Origin of the sequence: Arcicella lustrica (assembly GCF_034930985.1) — a bacterium.
GTDB classification, from domain to species: Bacteria; Bacteroidota; Bacteroidia; order Cytophagales; family Spirosomataceae; genus Arcicella; species Arcicella lustrica.
The window spans coordinates 48,050-69,823 of the sequence record NZ_JAYGIM010000007.1 but is presented as its reverse complement, the minus strand read 5'-3'; the positions used below and the strand labels follow the sequence as shown (position 1 = coordinate 69,823).

The window sequence follows — 21,774 nt, the reverse complement described above, 5'->3', positions numbered from 1 at the left end:
CGAAGGACAAAAAGTCAAAATTTAATTTTGAGAGTGAAACAAATAAACCCGTCAGTCTTTGACCGACGGGTTTTTATTTTAATTTCAAACGATTACTTTTCCTAAAGCACATTCTCAATTTTATAAACCCAAGCATAATCACAAGGATTTTTGGCTGGAGAAAGTGCTGGCGGAGTAATGATTAATTTCCCAGCTTTTACACTACTTTTTACAGCTCCATTAAAACCTAATAATTGTACTTTACCTGATTTTACGCCTGAAACTGTTATTGGCGATTCTTGCCATTTTGTCGTAATTACGTATAAATCTTTTCCTTTGGCAGTGAAGTAAATTGTATTCTCCTTTTCAATTTTAGGAGCATTTGTCCATTTTCTTGTACCATAAATGGCATCTCCATTTACTTTCAACCATTTACCAATATCACGCAAACGTTGTTGCATTATTACAGGAATTGTTCCATCGGCAGCAGGACCAATATTTAACAATAAATTTCCACCACGAGCTACTTTATCCACCAAAATATGAATCAATTGTTCTGAAGTAGAGTAATCATCTAGCATTTCATTTCTACTGAACCCAAACGAAGAGCCAATGCCTCTACATTCTTCCCAAGGATGATTAATTTCCATGCCAGTAGAATTTTGGTCGTGAACTAAATCGTATTCTGTTGTATAAATTCCACCATGTTTGGCTCTTGTTTCTTTGCCCCAACGGTCGTTTACTACGATGTCATTTTTAGCTGGCGATTCATTATAAAGCCATGAGAGGAAAGCGGTACTCTTCCAAGTTTCCGAGGGATGGTCCCATTCGCCGTCCGTCCAAAGTACATCTGGTTTATAACGATTTACCAAATCTTTCATCTGTGGAATCATGTGTTCGTCAACGTACTTATTAACATTTTCTTTGTAAAGAGGATTAAACCATTCGTACAAAGAGTAATAATAACCCATCCGTAAACCTTTATCTCGAACAGATTTCATTAAATCGCCCGCTAAATCACGATGTGGATTTAAGTCAACTGAATTCCAATTCCAAGCTTCTTTACTTGGCCAAAGCGTGTAGCCTTCATGGTGTTTTGAGGTTAGCACAACATATTTTGCTCCTGCATCATCAAACACTTTTGCCCATTCATTCGGGTCAAAAAGTTCACATTTAAAGTCTTTTGTAAAATCTTGGTATTTAAAATCTTTCCCAAAAGTGTTATTATGAAATTTCGTAAAAGCCGCATAACTTTTACGATTTGGGTCAGAAATTCCTTTCCAATACCATTCTGAATAACGGTCATAAATACCTACACCATCTTTGGCAGTTGGTCCCCAAGCAGGAACAGAGAATAATCCCCAGTGAATAAATATACCAAATTTGGCATCTTCAAACCAAGTTGGTACTGGTCTGGAATCGATGGATTCCCAATTAGCTTCGTACTTTTTTTGTGCTTGTAAATCGCTAAAAATTAGCGAGAGGAAGAAAATAGCGAATAGTTTTTTCATAGTTAATTAAACATTTGTTTTAGAGTTTTACTCTTTCTAAAGTTTAATGTGGTTAAAAATACTCTACTTCTTTAAAGCATAAATTCTCACATAATCAATTTCCATTCTTTGTGGAAAAATACTTTCATCCACCCCTTTTGCTCCGCCCCAATTTCCACCAACAGCAAGATTCAGTAGTAAATGAAATTTTTTATCGAAAGGATACTCTGCAAAACCTTTACCCGTATTTTCAAAAGTAAAATACAGTTTTGAGTCGATGTACATTTCTATTTTTTGTGGAGTCCAATCTAAACGATATTCATGGAATGCTTTATCAAAATCATTTACCATCATTTCCTTGCCTTTTTGTGTTCCGATTACGTGGTTAAAAGCTTTTGTATGTACGGTTGCATGTACATTGCCTGGGGCGTAACCAACGTGTTCCATAATGTCTATTTCTCCATTATCAGGCCAGAATTTATCACTATAATTTTGTTCTGAAGCCAACATCCAAATGGCAGGCCAAGTACCTCTTCCGAAGGGAAGTTTAGCTTTTATTTCAAAACGTCCGTACAGAAAATCACCTTTCCCTTTCGTTACTAAACGAGCAGAAGTATAAGTGTTTTTATCGAAATTCTCTTTGATGGCTTCGATGATGAGTTTGCCATTTTCTACTCTGGCATTCTTCAGGTTTTCTTTGGTATAATACTGTAATTCATTGTTTCCCCAACCTCTTCCGCCAACATCATAATTCCATTTAGTAGGGTCGGGCAAGCCTTCATAATCAAATTCGTCTGACCAAACGGGTTTACTTTCGAAATGATAAACAAATGGAAGAATTTCTTTTGGCGTTGAATGCTTGGCTAATTGCGCAATCGCATTGTTTGAGTAGCTGAGAGAAAGCATGATCGAAATGCCAGAAAGTATGCAGTATTTTAGTTTGTTCATAATTAAATGTTTTGAGATTGAGCTTTAATTTACCAATAAACTATCAATTAACTATCTGTGTTTGTTTTGTAAAGCTATCTTTTTTAGGTGCTTTTGTGTAATTTTAAGAATGCTTTTAAATAAGCTTTGGACTGCAATACTTCGTCAAAAATCATATTATCCAATAATTTATAGAAGAATAATTCATGGACTTTAAACTTGTTTCAGAATATAAGCCAACGGGTGACCAACCACAAGCGATTGAAAAATTGGTTGAAGGCGTTCAGAATGGCGAACAATCACAAACGCTTCTAGGAGTAACGGGTTCGGGAAAAACTTTTACGGTTGCCAATATGATTACGCAACTCAATCGCCCGACCTTGATTTTAAGTCATAACAAAACTTTGGCGGCACAGCTTTATGGAGAATTCAAGCAGTTTTTTCCAGAAAATGCCGTAGAGTACTTTGTTTCTTACTACGATTATTATCAGCCCGAAGCTTTTATCGCTTCTACGAATACTTATATCGAAAAAGACCTTGCTATTAATGAAGAAATTGACAAGCTTCGTTTGGCAACTACTTCGGCTTTGATGTCAGGACGAAGAGACGTTATCGTAATTGCTTCGGTTTCGTGTATTTATGGTATGGGAAATCCAGAGGAGTATCGCAAAAGTATTCTTCGTTTTGGCGTGGGTGAAATCATTTCTCGTAATCAATTTCTGTATCGTTTGGTCGAAATTCTGTATGCCCGTACCGAAGTGGAATTTACTCGTGGTACTTTCAGAGTAAAAGGCGACACGGTGGATATTTGCTTGCCTTATGCTGATTTTGGTTATAGAATTATTTTCTTTGGCGATGAAATTGAAGCCATTCAACGTATAAATCCACAAACTGGCAAGAAGATTTCGGAAGAAAAAATGATTGCGATTTTCCCTGCCAATCTTTTTGTGACTGGACGAGATGTGTTGATGAACGCCATCAATTATATTCAAGATGATTTGGTTTCTCAAATCAAGTTTTTTGAAAGTGAAAACCGATTATTAGAAGCTGAACGTATTAAACAAAGAACTGAATTTGATTTAGAAATGATGCGAGAATTGGGCTATTGCTCAGGCATTGAAAACTATTCTCGTTACTTCGACCAACGCAAAGCTGGGCAAAGACCTTTCTGTTTATTAGATTTTTTCCCTGAAGATTTCATTTTGGTCGTTGACGAAAGCCATGCTACAATGCCACAAATTCGGGCAATGTGGGGAGGCGACCGTTCCAGAAAAGAAGCTTTGGTGGATTATGGTTTCCGTTTGCCTTCGGCGATGGATAACCGTCCGCTTACTTTTCAAGAATTTGAAAATATTACTGGTCAAACGGTTTTCGTTTCAGCCACGCCAGCCGATTATGAATTAAGGCGTTCGGAAGGAGTTGTGGTAGAGCAAATCATTCGCCCGACAGGATTGCTCGACCCAGAAATTGAAGTACGACCAAGCTTGAATCAGATTGATGATTTGTTAGAAGAAATCTATCTCAGAATAGAACGCCAAGAAAGAGTTTTGGTAACAACTTTGACCAAAAGAATGGCGGAGGAATTATCTAAATACTTGGATAAAGTAGGCGTAAAATGTCGATATATTCACTCAGAAGTAAAGACTTTAGATAGAGTTGAAATTTTGCGAGAACTCAGAATGGGTGTTTTTGATGTATTGGTAGGCGTAAACTTATTGCGTGAAGGTTTAGATTTACCAGAAGTATCTTTGGTAGCGATTATGGATGCCGACAAAGAAGGCTTCTTGCGTGATATTCGTTCCTTGATTCAAACAATAGGACGTGCTGCCCGAAACGACCAAGGCAAAGTATTAATGTATGCCGACAGAATTACGGGTTCGATGGAAAAAGCCATTGATGAAACCAACCGCAGAAGAGCGATTCAGATGGAGTACAATACGGCTAATGGCATTACACCAAAAACCATTTTGAAATCGAAAGAGAAAATCATGGAGCAAACTTCTATTGCGGATGTAATGGGCAAACCGAAGAAAACCAATTACTATGGCGAAAGCAAAGAAGTAGCGATGGCGGCCGACCCAGTAATGGCTTATATGAGTAAAGATGAATTACAAAAGCAATTGAAAAAGGTAAATGCCGACATGGAAAAAGCTGCCAAGGAGTTAGATTTCGTTATAGCAGCCAAATTGCGTGATGAAATGTTGGGCTTGAAGAAGATGATTGCGGAGAAATAGTAATCTTTATTTTAAGCTTGAATGGTTGACTGAAACAGAATGCCAAAGAATATTCTATCTTTAAATAATAGTGTTATCTTTCATTTAGGGTGCGACTTAAGTCGCACCCTAAATGAAAGATTTGAATAATTACGTTTAAACGTGAATGCCTTTATCCATTTATTAGAATAACAAGTTTCCTAATCATCAACCAAAACTAAACAATGAAAAAATCCTTACCACTCTTCATCCTTTGTATTTTTCTCTGTCGTATGAGCTTTGCTCAGCAAGAAATTGTGAATGAACTCAACCAGAAGTATGCAAAATACACGGCTATTTCTGATAAAATTTGGCAATTCGCAGAGCCAGGTTATTTGGAAGATAAAACCTCAGAATTATTAATTTCCGAATTAACCAGTGCTGGCTTTGAAGTAAAAAGAGGCGTTGGCGAAATGAAAACCGCCTTTGTCGCTACTTATGGTTCGGGCTATCCTACAATCGGTATTTTGGCAGAAATGGATGCTTTGCCCGGTTTGTCGCAAGAAGCTGTTCCGTATCGAAAAGCCAAATACGTAAATGCCTATGGACACGGTTGCGGACATAATCTTTTTGGCGTAGGTTCGGTAGCGGCGGCGATTGCTACCAAAAACTGGATGGAAAAAGCCAAAATCAAAGGAACAATTCGCCTCATTGGTACGCCTGCCGAAGAAGGTGCTGGCGGAGGCAAAACCTATTTAGTGAAAGAAGGCGTTTTCAAAGACATTGATGCTGTTTTGCATTGGCATCCGGGCGATAATAATAATGCAAGTCCGAATTCTTCATTAGCGTACAGAGTAGCCAATTTTAGTTTTTCTGGCTTGGCGGCACACGCTTCGGCGAGTCCCGAAAAAGGGCGTTCGGCTTTGGATGCCGTTGAAGCCATGAATTATATGGTAAACCTCATGCGTGAACATATTTCGCCCGAAACAAGGATTCATTATGTTATCAAAAATGGTGGGCTTACCTCAAACATCGTTCCTGATTATGCCATGGTAGAGTACACCATCAGAAATCCAACGGCACAAGGTTTAGAAGAAATCTGGAAAAGATTAATGAAAACCGCAGAAGCAGCCGCTTTGGGAACAGAAACTAAAATGAACTATGAAATTTTGGCAGGACTTTACAATTTATTGCCAAACGATGTATTAGCCAAAGAAATGCAAAAGAGCTTAGAAAAAGTAGGCGGTGTAAAATATACCCCCGAAGAAACAGAATTTGCAGAAAAAATCCGTTTGACCGTCAATTCACAAAGTCTTGCTCCACTTACTGCAGCACAAGAAGTAAAACCCTATACTTCTGGCTTAGCATTTCCAGCTTCAACAGATGTAGGCGATGTTAGTTGGGTTACGCCAACAGCAGGTTTATCAACCGCTACTTGGGTGACGGGCGTACCAGCACACAGTTGGCAAGCTGTTGCTTGTAATGGCATGAGTATCGGGCATAAAGGTATGATAAATGCCGCTCAGACGATAGCTTTAACAGCTCAAAATCTCTTCAAAGACACTAAATTAATCGAACAATCGAAAGAAGAATTATATAAAAGACGTGGCGCCAAAGTTTTTGAATACAAATCTTTAGCAGGTGATAGAAAGCCTCCTTTGGATTATAGAAAGTAATTAATGTTAAATAACTCTCTGTGATTCTGTGTGCCACAGAATCACAGAGAGAAACAAAAAACTTTGATTACTAAAGGGATATTTTTTGTAATTTGCTATTAAAATAATTCAAGGATATGCAAACACTAACATATAATTTTGATAAGCGTATAGAGCAGTCAATTATGATGCTTCGTCAACAAAAACACCTTGCAGGTTTTCCTTTTATGATTGAAGGGAAGGGAGAACTATCTTTAAATCAAGCCTACATGGAATACCCTGATGGTCATATTGAAATTGTGGAGTTTAGTAATGATTTTAGAGATTACTCATCTGTTAGAAAATTAAGTAACACGGAGATTGCTATTATCCGCTCAAAATATCATCTTGAAAATGCCTAATTTATTTGTCATAACTGGTGCAAATGGAGCAGGAAAATCAACACTTTCAAAAGACTTACTTCCTCAAGAATTTTCTTTACTAGACGTTTTTGATGGGGATAAATTTTTTGTTGAAAAGTTAAAAGCAATATTTCCTTCTCAAATAAAATCGCCCAAATATGCAAGAGACTTGGCCTTCCAAGCAACTGTTGAGGCATTTGAAAGTTTAGTAGAAAATGCAATCAAAGAGAACAAAAATTTTGCTTACGAAGGCCATTTTAGCACAGCTTCTCCATGGAAAACTATTGAACAATTCAAAATAGCAGGCTATAGAATTACGATGTTTTTTCTAATGGTTGATAACGTAGAGTTATCTCAAAAAAGGGTATCAGAAAGAGTAAAAACAGGTGGGCATTATGTTACTTCTAAAGAAATTGAGAAAAATTATTACGGAAATCTTATACAACTAAATTCTCATTTTGATCTATTAGATGAGTTGATTATAGCTGATAATTCACAACTTAATTCTCCAAGTTTATTGTTCCATTATTCGAATCAGGAGCAATTATTTAAACAAAGTTTATTGCCCAATTGGTTTGAAACATACTTGACAAAGATTTGTTTTCCTTCATAGAATCACAATTCACTCATTCACAATTATAAAACATGTACAAAGTTTACGGCATTGCCAATTGCGACACCATGAAAAAAGCCATGACTTGGCTAAAAGAAAATGATATTCCTTTTGAATTTCATGATTATAAAAAGAAAGGAATTGATAAAGAAAAAGTACAAGAATGGCTCACACAAAAGCCTTGGGATGTATTAATCAATCGTGCAGGAACTACTTGGAAAAAACTCAGCGAAGAAGAAAAAGCAACAGATGCTGAAACAGCTACGGAATTGATGTTAGCAAAACCTTCCATGATTAAACGACCAATTATTGAAGGCAAAAATATCGTAATGATGGGCTTTAATGCGGATAATTATCAAGAAGTTTTTAAGTAGGTAACTTCTTTTCAGAAACAAATATGAAAGGAGTAAATCAACAAAGGTTACGCTGAATGGAATTATATCCACTTTGCGTAACCTTTGTTTTTAATGTCAAATTCTTTAAATTAATTAGAACGAACTTCTCCTCCTAAATTCGATTTAACGTTTCTTTGGGTAGGATTACCTTTATAATTAATCGTTCCGCCAGTCCATGCTGAAGCGTCTAATGTTTTGCTTGCACTTACCTGTGCAACGCCTCCAGTATTGGCTTTTATTTCTATGTCTTCACTTACTAAATTATAAGCATACAATTCGCCTCCAGTATTTACTCTTGTTTGCTGAAATTGCGCTTTACCTTCTAGGTTTACAATAGCACCTTGTACACTCGATAATTCTAAATTATTAACATTTACATTCAATTTCACCGTTGCCCCAGATGTTGCATCTATCAATAAACGATTTCCCGATAATGTCTGTTGCGCCTCTAATTCTGCTCCACGACCTACTTTAATGCTTGATAATTCACTGATATATTCTACTCTTACTTTAAATAACTTCTGCGTACTGGCTTTCCTTTTGTTATTATCTTTATCGGTCAATTGTTTGAAGATTTTAGTTTTAACCGAAAGCTCATCTCCAGAAACAGCTACTGTTAAATCTTCAAGATTTGCACCATTCAAAGCTTCAGTTGTTATTTTATTCACTTTGCCTTTTACTAATTCTACTTGCATAATGCCTTGCATATCTATTTTATTGAACGATTGCAAAGTAACATCCTGACTTTGTTGTGCTAAAACGATTGACGACACAGAAGTCAATAATAACACGAATACACTTCTTATTTTTCTCATATCCTTAATTTGCTTATTGTGAATGATTTGTTGAAAACTATCACTTAGATGCAAAAAAGAACGCTCAGGTTGTATGGATTAGTACTTAAAATCTTCATAAAACAAGAATTCCGTACATTAAAGCATCGGTTTTACCCTAAATCTTGCTCTAACATACGGAAATACAGCTTAACATTTGTATAGTTTACGCTTAATATAATTAATTCCGCCCAATCACAAGAGGAATTACTTTCAATGAATTATCAGCAATAATTCTTAAGAAAAATGTACCTGAATTTTGTTTTGATACGTCAAATTCAGCACTATACTTGCCATCATTTTTTATTAATTCTTTAGACGAAATCGTTACACCCATAATGTTTATCATTTCTGCATAAACATATTTTGGATTATTGGGCGTGCTAAATTCTACTTTAAATGATTCTGGTGCTGGGTTCGGATAAATCCTTGCCGTTTCTACCGAATTTATTTCTTCATCAGTGGCTGTTACAGTGAAAGTATAGCCTTCAGAGAAAACAGAACAACCGTTTACATCCGTTACTTTTGCCATGTAAACACCCGTTTGAAGTGGAACAATGGTATTAGTTGTTGCATCAGTAATAATATTCCCGCTCAAGTACCAAACTGGATTTGAACCAGAAGACAGACTTAATGTTGTGCCATCTAATTTTACTGCTGGAATTACTGGTGCAATCACTGTTCCTGTAATTGTCGTAGAAGTAGCCGAGCAAAAGCCATTCTCTGTGACTTTTACACTATAATTACCTGTTTTTTCTACTGAATAAGTTGTTGTTGTTGCACCAGTAATATTTTGTCCGTTCAACAACCATTGGTAGGTATAATTTGTACCTGTGCTGGCTGTTAATAATTTTGAATCATCCTGACAAATACTGAATGAACTTGAAGGCGTAATGATTACTTTCGGAGCGGCTTGTGTAGTGATTGGCACTTCTACTCTATTACTTGGACAACCATAAGATTTCACTTTCATATCGTACAAATAATAATAACCCGTTTTAATCGTCGAACCATTAAATACTGCTCCAGTAATACTGATTACGTTAGGAATCGTGAATGGATAACCAACAATATCAGTTCCAGAAACGGTTGAATTGGCATTCAGGTTTGTTCTATAAATAGAAGCTCCATCTGTACATTCCTGTGATAAAATATAGGTTCCCGCTGCTGGAATTGACAAATTCAAAGGCAAGACAACTCCTTGGTCTGTTAAATCATCTATCAATTGATTACTCGAACGTGTTGAATTGGCTGTAGTACGAGTTGGCGTTACATCCAATGTTACCGATGAAATTGGCGTAGAATCCGACTGACGATAAATGGTAAAAGTAATTTTTCCAGCCGTTCCGATATATACTCTTGCACTTTCAATCACCAAAGGAGTTTGAGTAACAATGATTGGTTCTGGCCCGAAGGTTTCATAATAAGTACCTCCGCCAAAAACATATTTATCTTTAGCTCCGACCGAACCTGAAATATCATTTACTCCGACATAAATTTTAGAGGCTGTAGTTGGCTTATTAAATGTGCCAGTATTACCTGTGAACAATAAATTTCCACCTGTTTGGGCATCATACCAAAGTAAAGTAGATGTTTCTGTACCTTTTATACTCAAAGCAGTTGCGCCTTCACAAACTGTAGCTTGAGCTGTTGTTGGTGCTGTTGAAGCGGTTACTTGTCGGACAAAACTTTTACTATTATTAGTAATATCTTGATCGGTTGATAAATTTACTTTTACTTCAAAAGTATAACTAGCACCTACTTTTGCTGTGAAACTTCCATCTAATACAAGCGTTCCTTCGCTAAAAGTACTTAGTTGATTTTTGTATGTCCCTGTAAGTGTTGCTACAATACTTGTTCCATCTAAAACATTTACTGTAACAGGAATATTTTGTTGAGCCGTCGTTCCAATATTTCTCAAAGAAACAGAAACCGTACCCGACGATGAAGCACAGAAAGTATTTGTTTCAGGTTTGATTAAATCAACTACGGCAATATCAATACTTGGACGAACAAATTCAATTTTATAATCTTGCGTAACTCCCTGAGCATAAGTTCCACAGCTACTAATGTTGGCAGTTCCTAAGTTTTCAGCAGCAATCACTCTTACAAGTGTACTGTTTCCAATTGTTAAACCCGAAGGGGCAGTTATTGTAGCTTTAAAAGTAGTTACTCCTACAAGTTCTCCAGAACTTGTCGTTAATTCTGTAGCTTCTTCAAATGTACCATTCGCATTCCAGTCAACATAAACATTTACTTTTTTTGTCGAAGTACTTTTTAAACTAATTTCCAAAGGAATACTTTGTGAAGAAGCAATTTTATAATCAGCTGTCAAGTCGCCTAATTTTACACTTTCAATATTGTTTTGAATCGTCGTTGGTGTAGAAGCACAGTATTCTGTACCGCCAATTCCGCTGAGAATCAAAGCGTAATCTTGTGTATTATTTTTCAAAGTACTTTTATGGCTAACTGTAATGGTATAACTTTTTCCAGGAATTGCATTTGGAATCAGAATTTGTTCAACGTTATCTCTGATATTATCTCCTCTTGTAGCTAATGCACTAGGCTGGTCAGGATTCAAAATAAAAGGCAAAGAAGTATTGCTTCCATCCGAAATTCTAATGTCTAAATCATTAATCAATTTGGGAGTACGATTATTCAAATTAGCAACACTTGCAGTCGTAACTGTTCCTTCTGGGTCTGTCCAGCAAATAGTTGCTGTTAATGCACCTTTTCCAGAAGCTGTTACTTTTTGCGTAAAAGTAGCTCCATTAGCCAAGGTTCTTTCTGAAATGTCGTAAGATTTATCAGCATTCAGAATTACTTTCGCTGCTTTTTCCATGTTCAACAAACCCCAGCCATAGATATAATCTGGACCAGCATTTCCCGCATCATCAGCCGTGTGTAATACTAAACCCTTCAATGTTGAAGAGCGCATCAATAAACCATCATTTTTTTGAGCATACAATTCTTGTAACAGCAGAATACTTCCAGCAGCTTGTGGTGACGACATTGAAGTACCACTGTAAATAGTATAACTAGAATTAGAAGCATTAGAACTTGAAAGCAGATTTACACCAACCGCTACAATATCAGGTTTAATTCTACCATCATCTGTTGGTCCCCAACTACTAAAAGAAGAGATTTTAATATCAGAAGATTGCTGAGGTGCTTTTCCATTTGTGCCGCTTACAGCACCAACTGTTAAAATATTTTTAGCTGTACTGGTTGTTGCTAAAATATCATAGCCATCATTCTTACTTCTTGCTACCGAACTCGTATCGCTTGAAGTACCTAAATAATAATACTCACCAGCAGAAGGCCCTGTTTCGTCACGATTATTTCCTGCTGATTTTACGATAAGATAATATGGCGCATTATTGGCAATTTTATCCCAAGATTGCGTATTGCTATCGTAAAATCCAAATTTATAATCTTCTGTTTGGCTGATACTTGTGTTGCCATACCATGACCAACGACTACGAGTATCGTCATAACTCCAACCTGCTAAAAAGCCATAAGAGTGATTGGACACTAATAATCCCGTAGCGGCAGCAGTCATTTCAGCATTATCACTGGTAAAATCCCAAGCTTTTAAACTTGCTCCAAAAGACATTCCTCTGGCAAGTGGCGAAACGCCCTGTGCTATCAATGTACCTGCTACGTGTGTGGCATGAATATTCGTGCCCGTTGTTTTATCTTGTTGAGTTACCCTCGATGTTAACTCTTGATGGGTTGAAAGTACTGCACCACCATCCCAGATGCCTAATTTGTTTTTAACAGAAGCACTACTTCCATTCAAGGATAAGCCCAAAGAACCTCCTGAATAAAGCTGGTCGGTACGAGTAGTTGTGGCGGCTTGCGCATTACTTTCTGTGGCTAAGTAAAGCGGATGTCCTGTTTCATCAATTCCATATAATTTAAAAAAACGGTTGTTCTTTAAATTACCACTCAATTGCCATTTCTTTTCTGTAGCGATTTTTACGGCTTTCTGATAGTTATTATCTTGAACTGTAGATAATTCCGAAGATAAACTTTGTAGTCTTTTTTGTTGAGAACTATTGTACAATTCTCTTTCTTGCCCGAAGGAAGTAAATACTAAAAGTAAGAGTGTCAGTGTAAGTAGTTGTTTCATGATATTTACTTGTTAATGGATAGGTAACACTTCTCCGAAAATAAGGATTCTGTGTTGTTAGACAACCACAATCTACGAAGCGTTGCGTTGTTGTTAGATTATTCTTTTACTTAATCTTTTAAACCTACGATTATCAAGTGATTATAGCTTTAGTGATGAAAATGTATAAAAAACAAAAAGGAAATTACTCTTTTTTAGGCAAAGTAAAAACTGCATAAAAACAAAGCTGTACCAAGAAGCCCCATAATTGAGGTTTCCTTGTACAGCTTCACAAATAAAAAAATCATCAATCCTTAGCTAAACAACTAAGACCTGATGATTTTCTTTATAGTTTCTCGAATACGCAAGAATATTGTCTATGCTTCTTTCGGAAGGTTGTTGAAAACTTTTATCTAGACCTGCTTTCACATCAAGCATATCTAAATAAAATTCTAACATCTCAGAATCATGGACTAGTCCGTCCTGAATCATAAGATTTTCCTCTTCCGTTGTTTCTTGATAGACGTAACGGATAACGTCATGCTGCGTAAAGGTTTGTATCATAGCTCGGAGAATGTTTACTCATCATTTTGCGTAGATTTATCAACGCATAACGCATTCTTCCTAGTGCCGTGTTAATGCTTACGCCTGTAGCGTCTGCAATTTCCTGAAAACTCATATCTTCGTAATGACGCATCACAAGCACTTCTCTTTGCGTGTCAGGAAGACGTTTAATCAGGTCTCTTAGATGTGCGTGCGATTCTTCACGAATTTGCAAATCTTCGTAAGAATCTTCTGCAAAATCTAATGTATTAAACACACTGCTACCATCTTCGAATACGACATTTGGATAGCGTTTATCACGACGGAAATAGTCAATCGCCATGTTGTGTGCAATTCTAAGCACCCAAGGCAAAAACTTTCCTTCATCATTGTATTTTCCCGAACGAAGCACGTCAACAGCTTTAATGAAAGTATCTTGCATTAAATCTTCGGCCACGAAGGTGTCTTTAACAATTAAGTAAATCGTAGTATAAACTTTGGATTTGTATCGGCGAACAAGAGTTTCAAATGCCTTTTCGTCACTGTTTTTTATATAGCGTGATACAAGCTCGCTGTCGTTAACATGGATTTTTTCCATTTTGATAAATCTATTTAGTTAACGTAAAGCTTTATATCATATTATATCTCCTATATTTTTATTTAGTGAATTTTAGAAACTCTTTTTAGTAGTTGTTAAGAAAGGTTGATTCAAAGATAGTTGTTGTAATATTAATTCCAAAAAAAATGCTAAACTTTTTAAAAGCGTTAACAAATATTAACAACATGGTTTTCGTTTAGGCATTCTTTCTTAAATATGTTCTAAATATATACAAAATTTAATCATTGTTGAAGGTTTTCTGACAAAATTTTATTCTTTTGAGCAAAATTGCTCAGTTTCTAGCTAAGTCTTATTTCTTAAATTTTGTTAAAAAATATTACTTTTTATCTTCCGCAATATCTCAAAAACAATAGTGTTTGTCTGCGCTGAAATGTACTGTCCTGAGCCTTCACCAATATTTTTTGTGTAAATTGCAGTATCAACTAATCTTAATTTCTGTATGAAAAAATTCAGCTTCATCACTTTTATACTTTTACTTTCTCTGATTACTCAACTTAAAGCTCAAAATCTTTTCCCAAATGCCAATCAGCGTTGGGTCGATTCTGTTTTTAATAAACTTTCTGTCGATGAAAAAATTGGACAATTAATGATGCCTCGTGGTAATTATAGTTATGATTACGATACAGCTCGTTTATATAAAATTGTAAGAGATTATCATGTGGGTGGATTTGTACTGTTCCGCAACCGTCCAACAGCGCAAGCCTTGTTAGTAAATAAACTACAAGCAATGTCTAAAGTACCTTTAATGATTGGAATGGATTTGGAATGGGGACTAGAAATGCGTTTAGATAGCACAGTTCGTTTCCCATATCAAATGACTTTAGGAGCCATGCAAGGAAACGAACAATTGTTAGAAGAAATGGGTTTGCAAATTGCTCAACAATGTAAGCGAATGGGCGTACATGTAAATTATGCACCAGTAGTTGATGTTAATAATAACCCGAATAATCCTGTCATCAATTTCCGTTCTTTTGGTGAGAACCGTGAAAAAGTAACTTCAAAAGCCTTGGCTTATATGCGTGGTTTGCAAAAAGGAGGAATTATTACTTCTGCTAAACACTTTCCGGGACATGGCGATACCGGCGTTGATTCGCATACAGATTTACCTGTAATTCCACATAATCGTACTCGTTTAGATTCTTTAGAACTTTTTCCTTACAGAACATTAATCGAAAATGGTTTGCAAGGGGTAATGGTAGCACATTTAAGTATTCCTTCGTTAGATTCTACTAAAAATCTTGCTTCTACTTTATCTAAAAATATTGTTACAGATTTATTAAGAAAAGATTTAAGCTTTAAAGGATTGGTTTTTACAGATGCGATGGATATGCAAGGGGCTGTGAAATTCTTTCCAGAAGGCACTGCCAATGTAAAAGCGATTTTAGCTGGTAATGATATTTTAGAAACTTTTATAGATGTTCCTGCTGCTTTTAATGCCATCAAAAAAGCCTTAGAAAAAGGAGAAATTTCGCAAGCAGATATTGATTTAAGAGTAAAGAGAATCCTAACAGCAAAAGCTTGGGCAGGTTTAGACCAGTACAAACCGATAGAAACAAAAAATCTGATTGCTGATTTGAATCCTAAAAAATCAGAAGTATTGAACCGTACTTTTGCGGAAGAAACCGTTACTTTATTAAAAAATGAAGAGAATATTATTCCCTTAAAAAACCTTGATACTTTAAAAATTGCTTCGTTGAATATTGGTAATCCGACTTTCGGAAGTAAAAAACCTACTGATTTTCAGAAAATGCTTTCAAATTATACCGATGTTCAGCATTTTAATTTAGATGAAAACTCAAGCAATGAAGCCATTCAAGCAATTAGAGATTCTTTGAAAAACTATAATTTGGTTTTAATGGCAGTAAACGGACAATCGGTTCGTCCTGCTAAAAATTACAGTATTCACCCTAAAATTCAAGAATTGGTGAAAGAATTTGCCAATTCGTCTAAAACAATCGTCTCTCTTTTTTCAAATGCTTATACTTTATCAAAATTTGAAAACTTAGATAAAGCCAAAGCCTTGATTACTACTTATCAGGAAAGTCCGCAAATGCACGAATCTGTTGCTGTAGCTGAATTGATTTTCGGTGCAATCGGCGCCAAAGGGAAATTGCCAGTAGGTGTAAATATGACTTTCAGGTATAACGACGGTATCAAAACTGAACCATTAAAACGTTTTCAATATGCTGTGCCTGAAGCGGTTGGAATTGACACAAAATTCTTAACAAGTAAAGTTGATTCTATCGTCAATGAAGCCATCAAACAAAAAGCTACGCCGGGAGCTGTTGTTTTAGTTGCTAAAAATGGCAAAGTGATTTTGCATAAAGCCTACGGAAAACAAACTTATGAAGGTAATCAAACAGTTACAACCAACGATTTATATGACTTAGCTTCTATTACCAAAATCAGTACTTCTGTACCTGCGATGATGAAAATGGAAGACGAAGGCAAATTTACTTTGAATACTACGATGGGAGAATTGATTCCTGAATGGGCAAACTCAAATAAAGCACCTTTGGTTTACAAAGATATTTTTACACATCAAGCTCGCCTAAAAGCTTGGATTCCATTTTGGATGGATTGTATTGATTCTACCAAAATGGTATTAGCCAGTAAAATTTACAAAGAAAAATATTCTGATAAATACGCTATTACTTTCTGGGATAAATTATTCCGTCATAAAAAGGCTTTGGCTAGAATGTGCCAAATTATTCAAACGGATAAAGCCCTTTGGAAAGATTGTATCAATTTGGTAAAAGACCCAACCATTTGGAAATCAAAGACTTTTTCTTACACCAAATCGGGCGATTATTCTGTACAAGTAGCTGATAATTTGTGGTTGCATAAAGACTATAACAAAACCGTTTATAAAGCCATTGAAGATTCTCCGCTGAGAGAGAAAAAGGAATATGTTTATTCAGATTTATCTTATTATATGTACCCAAAAATCATTCCTCGCCTAACAGGGAAAGATTTTGAATCGTTCTTAAAAGATACTTTCTATAAACCTTTGGGCGCAACTACGCTGACTTATAATGCTCGTGAACATTTCCCTTTATCAAGAATTGTACCTACAGAATATGATTCTCTGTATCGTAAAACGCTAATTCATGGACGAGTACACGATGAAGGGGCTTCTATGTTAAATGGAATTTCGGGTCATGCAGGGCTTTTTGGTACTGCACAAGATTTGGCTAAATTGATGCAGATGTATCTTCAAAATGGATATTATGGTGGCACACAATTTATCAAGGAATCTACTATGAAAGAATGGACAGCTTATCCTTTTTCAGTGGAAGAAAACAGTAGAAGAGGCATAGGTTTCGATAAACCAGACCGCAAGCGTGCAGGCATCAGTGCGGCAGCAAGTGCTAGTGCTACTAGTTTTGGGCACTCTGGCTTTACGGGTACTTATACTTGGGTTGACCCTGAACATCAATTGGTATATGTTTTTCTTTGCAATAGAGTATATCCAACAAGAAACAATTCTAAACTTTCTGACTTGAATGTAAGAACAAATATCAACGAAGTAATTTATCAGGCAATTAAGAAAGGAATATAATTGATTTGAAGATGTGTCAATTTGAAGATTAATATTTTAAATTGACACATCTTTTCAAAATCTGGAAATGTTTTAATCTGATAATTAATATTTAAAAATTATTACATTTTTCCAGAATCAAAAGATACTTCAATTTCATAATTAACATTTTCAAATCACTTTCTTTACAACTTCATCAAAATATCTTTAATTTCTGCTCTTTTCTGGTAATTCTCGTCGAAGTGAACGAACTCTATTTTACCGTTCTTGCCAATTACGTAAGTTGCAGGTACTGGTAACATCCAATCTCCCTGTTGTTTTTGCAAATCTAAGCCATAGCCTTTGTACTTAGTTTGTAATTCGGGCGACATCTCATACGCTACCTTCCACTGTTTCATGATTGCTCTGTCTTTATCATAAATAATTGAAAACGTAGCCTTTGTTTTTTCAACGGCTTTACTGATAGATTCTTCTGGTTCTGGCGTTATGGCAACTACCGTGGCATTTTTCGCAGAGAAATTGGGTAATGCTTCTTCTATCTGACTCATATATTTATTACAGTACGGACACCAAGCTCCCCGATAGAACATCACGACTACCTTTCCTTTTTTCGTTAATTCTTTTAAACTAACAATATTTCCTACGTGATCTTTCGCTGTAAAATCGGGTGCTTTATCACCAATTTTTAATGCTGTTGGGCCATCTTGGGCAAAAACTGATAAAACACTGATTGTTAGCAGAATTATTAATAATTTTTTCATTTATTTTGTTGATTTTAGTTGATTTTTCCTCACAAATTTCAAAGATTTTCTTTTCTTGGAAGGTAAGCTTGCTGACATTTAGAAAAATGTTTTCACAATCCATTTTTAAGCAGTATTTTTACCGATAAATTCACAGGTTATTGATGAATTTATAACAATTTGTTGATTTTCTTTAACAGAACCAACCATGTACGGCTTTTTAACCCGTGCAATCTTCTAATAAAATGGCAACAGCAACTTTCACGCTCGAAAGAGATACCGAAATTTTCAACTTGATTAATCAAGAAGCTCACCGTCAGGAGTACGGTATCGAATTGATTGCTTCAGAAAACTTTACTTCAAAGCAAGTAATGGAAGCTCAAGGCTCAGTTTTGACAAACAAGTATGCAGAAGGACTACCAGGCAAACGTTATTATGGCGGATGCGAAGTAGTTGACCAAGTTGAAACAATTGCTATCGAGCGTGCAAAAGCATTGTTCGGTGCTACTTGGGCAAACGTTCAACCACACTCTGGTGCACAAGCAAACGCTGCGGTTTTCTTGTCTTTCTTGAACCCAGGCGATAAAATTTTAGGTTTCAACCTTTCGCATGGTGGTCACCTTTCGCATGGTTCTCCAGTAAACTTTTCTGGTAAATACTTCCAAGCATTTTTCTACGGTGTAGAAGAAGAAACAGGATTGATTGATTGGGATAAAGTAGAAGCTACCGCTTTGAAAGAACAACCAAAATTGATTATCTGTGGTGCTTCGGCTTATTCTCGTGATTGGGATTATGTACGTTTACGTGCTATTGCAGACCAAGTAGGTGCTATTTTATTAGCAGATATTTCTCACCCATCGGCTTTGATTGCTAAAGGTTTATTAAACAACCCAATGCAACATTGCCATATCGTAACGACAACTACTCACAAGACTTTAAGAGGTCCTCGTGGTGGTTTGATTATGATGGGTCAAGATTTTGAAAATCCATTCGGTTTAAAAACCTTGAAAGGGGAATTGAAAACAATGTCAGCTTTATTAGATGGCGGAGTTTTCCCAGGTACACAAGGTGGTCCATTAGAACACGTAATTGCCGCTAAAGCAATTGCTTTCGGAGAAGCCCTTACTGACGACTTCCAAATTTATGCTGAACAATTGCAGAAAAATGCCAAAGTAATGGCTCAAGCATTTGTTGATAAAGGATATAAAATTATCTCTGGCGGAACAGATAATCACTTAATGCTTATCGACTTACGTCCAAAAGGATTAACAGGTAAATTGGCCGAAAACACATTGATTAAAGCGGATATTACTATCAATAAAAACATGGTTCCATTTGATGACAAATCTCCATTTGTTACATCTGGTATGCGTGTTGGTACTGCTGCGATGACTACTCGTGGTATGAAAGAAGCAGAAATGTTACACATTGTGGAATTAATCGACAGCGTATTGATGAACCACGATAACGATACATATTTAGGTTCAGTGAAGACAGAAGTAAACAAATGGATGGAAGAATTTCCATTATATGTTTAATCATTTCATTGATTAATTCGAAACCCTGATAATTTCACAATTATCAGGGTTTTGTTTTTATACGGCTTTTAGCACCTCATTTTAATCTCGGATAATAAAAACTGAAAATTTGCCTATATTTCTACATTCATTACAACAAGAACCTAAAATATAAATCATGAAAATACAGTACAAGTCGCTATTAGGCATTTTCTTTATTCTCCTTTCACTTTTTTCTTTTCAGGCTAGTCAACCCAAAACAAGAAAACCTAATATTGTTTTAGTTTACTTTGACGACATGGGTTTTGGCGATATAGGCAGAACTGGTGCAATTGGTTACCAAACACCTAATATGGATCAAATGGCAAAAGAAGGACTTTTCTTTTCTCATTTTTATGCTCCACAAGCTGTTTGTTCTGCTTCAAGAGCGGGATTACTTACGGGTTGTTATCCTAATCGTGTTGGTTTTAGTGGTGCTTTAGACCATACTGCTAAAGTAGGTTTGAATCCAGAAGAAGAAACTATTGCAGAACTATTAAAGAAACAGGGATATTCAACTGCTGCTTATGGTAAATGGCATTTGGGACATCTTCCTGAATTTTTACCTACCAAAAATGGCTTTGACGAATATTTTGGACTTCCATATTCTAATGATATGTGGCCAAATCATCCAGTGGCTAAAAACTATTATCCTCCTTTGCCTTTGATTGAAAACGATAAAGTAATTGCTACTAACCCCGACCAAAGTCAGTTTACCACACAGTTTACAGAAAAAACTATCGGATTTATTCAGAAGAATAAGGATAAGCCTTTCTTTGTGTACTTGGCTCATCCAATGCCACATGTTCCTTTGTTTGTTTCTGATAAATTCAAAGGAAAATCGGAACAAGGACTTTTTGGCGACGTTCTGATGGAATTGGATTGGAGTATTGGACAAATCAGAAAAACACTAGTAGATTTAAAATTAGACGAAAACACGATTGTTATCGTGACTTCTGACAATGGTCCTTGGTTCAATTATGGAAATCATGCAGGCAGTGCAGGGGGCTTTAGAGAAGGCAAAGGCACAACATGGGAAGGCGGACAACGTGTCCCTTGTTTGATGACTTGGAAAGGAGTAATTCCAGCAGGAGTAGTTTGTAATAATATTTCTTCGGGTTTGGATATTCTGCCAACTATTGCAGAAGTAACTGGAGCACCACTTCCTACAAAGAAAATAGATGGCGTTAGCCTTTGGAAATTGCTACAAGGAGATTTCACAGAAAAGCCACGAGATACTTTTTTATATTATTATCGTGCAAATAATCTTGAAGCTGTTCGCCATGGAAAATGGAAATTAGTATTTCCTCATTCAGGACGTACTTATGAAGGATTTACTCCCGGAAAAGATGGTTTACCCGGAGCTGTAAATGAAAACTATAATTTCATGGGTGGTTTATTTGATTTGAGCAAAGACCCAAGCGAGCGATATAATGTTCAGCTTGATTTTCCAGAAGTAACCAAAACATTAATGAAAATTGCCGATGAAGCCCGTGAAGATTTGGGTGATGATTTGCAAGGTAAAGCTGGAAAAAATAGAAGAGCAATTGGAAAGAGAGCGAATTAGACTTGGAACATATAAAACAAAAAAGCCTTAAATCGTATGATTTAAGGCTTTTTGCTCCCTCTCCTGAATTTCTGCACTTTTATTAATTAACTGAAAATAAGCCCGTTGCAAAGCCAACTTTGCAAGAGTACCTCTCTCAGTACCCAACATCAAAAAAAAATATTAGGCACTAAGGGCGTAAGAGGTACTTTTACGCTTTCCCAAACTCAAATGTCTAATTGTCTGTAATAAGTTTTCAATTGTGTTCTTGTAATTCTTTTCTTTTTCTTCCCAAATTGTCAAACTTTTGTCTGGTTCGACTGTATTTTTTTCTAGGTTTGTAAAAAAAGATTCAATAGGAATATTCAATACTTTTCCTATTTGTTCAAGAGTTGACAATTTGATGTCATTACGCTGAATCATCTTGTAAAAGCCTGTTTCTGTCATTCCTATGCTGTCAATCAATTCTTTCTTAGTTAGATTTTTTCTTTCTAACTCTTTCTCTATTACTGCTTTTAATGGTATCATATTGAAAAAAGTTTAGTTAATGTTTGTTTTTTACTTAACAAATTTCTAGTATTGTATCGCAAATGTGTTGTAATACTGTCGTAAATATAACGCAACTAAACA

Annotated in this window: 15 protein-coding genes; 8 read left to right on the top strand and 7 right to left on the bottom strand. The window is 35.9% G+C overall.

The window, feature by feature from the left end; translation table 11 throughout:
- Positions 1 to 101 precede the first annotated feature (101 nt).
- Positions 102 to 1,490 (bottom strand): alpha-L-fucosidase, encoded by a 1,389-nt coding sequence (locus VB798_RS09660; protein ID WP_323258270.1) that lies wholly within the window; start codon positions 1,488 to 1,490, stop codon positions 102 to 104.
- 63 nt (positions 1,491 to 1,553) lie between these two features.
- Positions 1,554 to 2,417 (bottom strand): glycoside hydrolase family 16 protein, encoded by an 864-nt coding sequence (locus VB798_RS09655; RefSeq protein WP_323258269.1) that lies wholly within the window; start codon positions 2,415 to 2,417, stop codon positions 1,554 to 1,556.
- A gap of 185 nt (positions 2,418 to 2,602) precedes the next feature.
- Here VB798_RS09655 and uvrB point away from each other — a divergent pair, with 185 nt between their 5' ends.
- The 5 genes from uvrB to VB798_RS09630 all read left to right on the top strand — a co-directional run bounded on the left by uvrB (position 2,603) and on the right by VB798_RS09630 (position 7,631).
- Positions 2,603 to 4,630 (top strand): excinuclease ABC subunit UvrB, encoded by a 2,028-nt coding sequence (gene uvrB / locus VB798_RS09650; protein WP_323258268.1) that lies wholly within the window; start codon positions 2,603 to 2,605, stop codon positions 4,628 to 4,630.
- A 203-nt stretch (positions 4,631 to 4,833) separates the two neighbouring features.
- The gene (locus VB798_RS09645; RefSeq protein ID WP_323258267.1) at positions 4,834 to 6,264 is read left to right on the top strand and encodes an amidohydrolase; all 1,431 of its coding nucleotides are present in this window, start codon (positions 4,834 to 4,836) and stop codon (positions 6,262 to 6,264) included.
- A 116-nt stretch (positions 6,265 to 6,380) separates the two neighbouring features.
- Positions 6,381 to 6,644, top strand: coding sequence for a hypothetical protein (locus VB798_RS09640; protein WP_323258266.1), 264 nt, complete (start codon positions 6,381 to 6,383; stop codon positions 6,642 to 6,644).
- On the top strand, positions 6,637 to 7,257 hold the full coding sequence (locus VB798_RS09635) for a zeta toxin family protein (protein WP_323258265.1): 621 nt from the start codon (positions 6,637 to 6,639) through the stop codon (positions 7,255 to 7,257). Before VB798_RS09640 ends, VB798_RS09635 begins: the two co-directional genes overlap by 8 nt.
- A gap of 32 nt (positions 7,258 to 7,289) precedes the next feature.
- On the top strand, positions 7,290 to 7,631 hold the full coding sequence (locus tag VB798_RS09630) for an ArsC family reductase (RefSeq protein WP_323258264.1): 342 nt from the start codon (positions 7,290 to 7,292) through the stop codon (positions 7,629 to 7,631).
- A 110-nt stretch (positions 7,632 to 7,741) separates the two neighbouring features.
- Here VB798_RS09630 and VB798_RS09625 read toward each other — a convergent pair whose 3' ends face one another.
- The 3 genes from VB798_RS09625 to VB798_RS09615 all read right to left on the bottom strand — a co-directional run bounded on the left by VB798_RS09625 (position 7,742) and on the right by VB798_RS09615 (position 13,740).
- The gene (locus tag VB798_RS09625; RefSeq protein WP_323258263.1) at positions 7,742 to 8,467 is read right to left on the bottom strand and encodes a head GIN domain-containing protein; all 726 of its coding nucleotides are present in this window, start codon (positions 8,465 to 8,467) and stop codon (positions 7,742 to 7,744) included.
- Between the two features lie 199 nt (positions 8,468 to 8,666).
- Positions 8,667 to 12,620: a S8 family serine peptidase gene (locus tag VB798_RS09620; RefSeq protein ID WP_323258262.1), complete on the bottom strand. Its 3,954-nt coding sequence runs from the start codon at positions 12,618 to 12,620 to the stop codon at positions 8,667 to 8,669.
- Between the two features lie 517 nt (positions 12,621 to 13,137).
- Positions 13,138 to 13,740 carry an RNA polymerase sigma factor gene (locus VB798_RS09615; protein WP_184130771.1) on the bottom strand — a complete coding sequence of 201 codons (603 nt, stop codon included), beginning with the start codon at positions 13,738 to 13,740 and terminating at the stop codon, positions 13,138 to 13,140.
- Positions 13,741 to 14,200: 460 nt separating this feature from the next.
- Here VB798_RS09615 and VB798_RS09610 point away from each other — a divergent pair, with 460 nt between their 5' ends.
- On the top strand, positions 14,201 to 17,323 hold the full coding sequence (locus VB798_RS09610; protein ID WP_323258261.1) for a glycoside hydrolase family 3 N-terminal domain-containing protein: 3,123 nt from the start codon (positions 14,201 to 14,203) through the stop codon (positions 17,321 to 17,323).
- 164 nt (positions 17,324 to 17,487) lie between these two features.
- Here VB798_RS09610 and VB798_RS09605 read toward each other — a convergent pair whose 3' ends face one another.
- Complete coding sequence (locus VB798_RS09605; protein WP_323258260.1) at positions 17,488 to 18,063, bottom strand: peroxiredoxin-like family protein; 576 nt, start codon at positions 18,061 to 18,063, stop codon at positions 17,488 to 17,490.
- 224 nt (positions 18,064 to 18,287) lie between these two features.
- Between VB798_RS09605 and VB798_RS09600 the strand changes: the two genes are divergently transcribed.
- Together VB798_RS09600 and VB798_RS09595 are read left to right on the top strand one after the other, a co-directional pair.
- Positions 18,288 to 19,580 carry a serine hydroxymethyltransferase gene (locus VB798_RS09600; RefSeq protein ID WP_323258259.1) on the top strand — a complete coding sequence of 431 codons (1,293 nt, stop codon included), beginning with the start codon at positions 18,288 to 18,290 and terminating at the stop codon, positions 19,578 to 19,580.
- A gap of 157 nt (positions 19,581 to 19,737) precedes the next feature.
- Positions 19,738 to 21,165 (top strand): sulfatase family protein, encoded by a 1,428-nt coding sequence (locus VB798_RS09595; RefSeq protein WP_323258258.1) that lies wholly within the window; start codon positions 19,738 to 19,740, stop codon positions 21,163 to 21,165.
- 162 nt (positions 21,166 to 21,327) lie between these two features.
- On the opposite strand, the gene VB798_RS09590 is transcribed toward VB798_RS09595, so the two are convergent.
- Complete coding sequence (locus tag VB798_RS09590) at positions 21,328 to 21,672, bottom strand: helix-turn-helix domain-containing protein (protein ID WP_323258257.1); 345 nt, start codon at positions 21,670 to 21,672, stop codon at positions 21,328 to 21,330.
- Between the last annotated feature and the right edge of the window lie 102 nt (positions 21,673 to 21,774).

Bases quoted from the DNA above. Each gene is read 5' to 3' on its own strand.
- VB798_RS09610 (WP_323258261.1), top strand. From the start codon at position 14,201: ATGAAAAAATTCAGCTTCATCACTTTTATACTTTTACTTTCTCTGATT.
- VB798_RS09640 (WP_323258266.1), top strand. From the start codon at position 6,381: ATGCAAACACTAACATATAATTTTGATAAGCGTATAGAGCAGTCAATT.
- uvrB (WP_323258268.1), top strand. From the start codon at position 2,603: ATGGACTTTAAACTTGTTTCAGAATATAAGCCAACGGGTGACCAACCA.
- VB798_RS09615 (WP_184130771.1), bottom strand. From the start codon at position 13,740: ATGGAAAAAATCCATGTTAACGACAGCGAGCTTGTATCACGCTATATA.
- VB798_RS09620 (WP_323258262.1), bottom strand. From the start codon at position 12,620: ATGAAACAACTACTTACACTGACACTCTTACTTTTAGTATTTACTTCC.
- VB798_RS09625 (WP_323258263.1), bottom strand. From the start codon at position 8,467: ATGAGAAAAATAAGAAGTGTATTCGTGTTATTATTGACTTCTGTGTCG.
- VB798_RS09605 (WP_323258260.1), bottom strand. From the start codon at position 18,063: ATGAAAAAATTATTAATAATTCTGCTAACAATCAGTGTTTTATCAGTT.
- VB798_RS09630 (WP_323258264.1), top strand. From the start codon at position 7,290: ATGTACAAAGTTTACGGCATTGCCAATTGCGACACCATGAAAAAAGCC.
- VB798_RS09590 (WP_323258257.1), bottom strand. From the start codon at position 21,672: ATGATACCATTAAAAGCAGTAATAGAGAAAGAGTTAGAAAGAAAAAAT.
- VB798_RS09660 (WP_323258270.1), bottom strand. From the start codon at position 1,490: ATGAAAAAACTATTCGCTATTTTCTTCCTCTCGCTAATTTTTAGCGAT.
- VB798_RS09645 (WP_323258267.1), top strand. From the start codon at position 4,834: ATGAAAAAATCCTTACCACTCTTCATCCTTTGTATTTTTCTCTGTCGT.
- VB798_RS09655 (WP_323258269.1), bottom strand. From the start codon at position 2,417: ATGAACAAACTAAAATACTGCATACTTTCTGGCATTTCGATCATGCTT.
- VB798_RS09600 (WP_323258259.1), top strand. From the start codon at position 18,288: ATGGCAACAGCAACTTTCACGCTCGAAAGAGATACCGAAATTTTCAAC.
- VB798_RS09635 (WP_323258265.1), top strand. From the start codon at position 6,637: ATGCCTAATTTATTTGTCATAACTGGTGCAAATGGAGCAGGAAAATCA.
- VB798_RS09595 (WP_323258258.1), top strand. From the start codon at position 19,738: ATGAAAATACAGTACAAGTCGCTATTAGGCATTTTCTTTATTCTCCTT.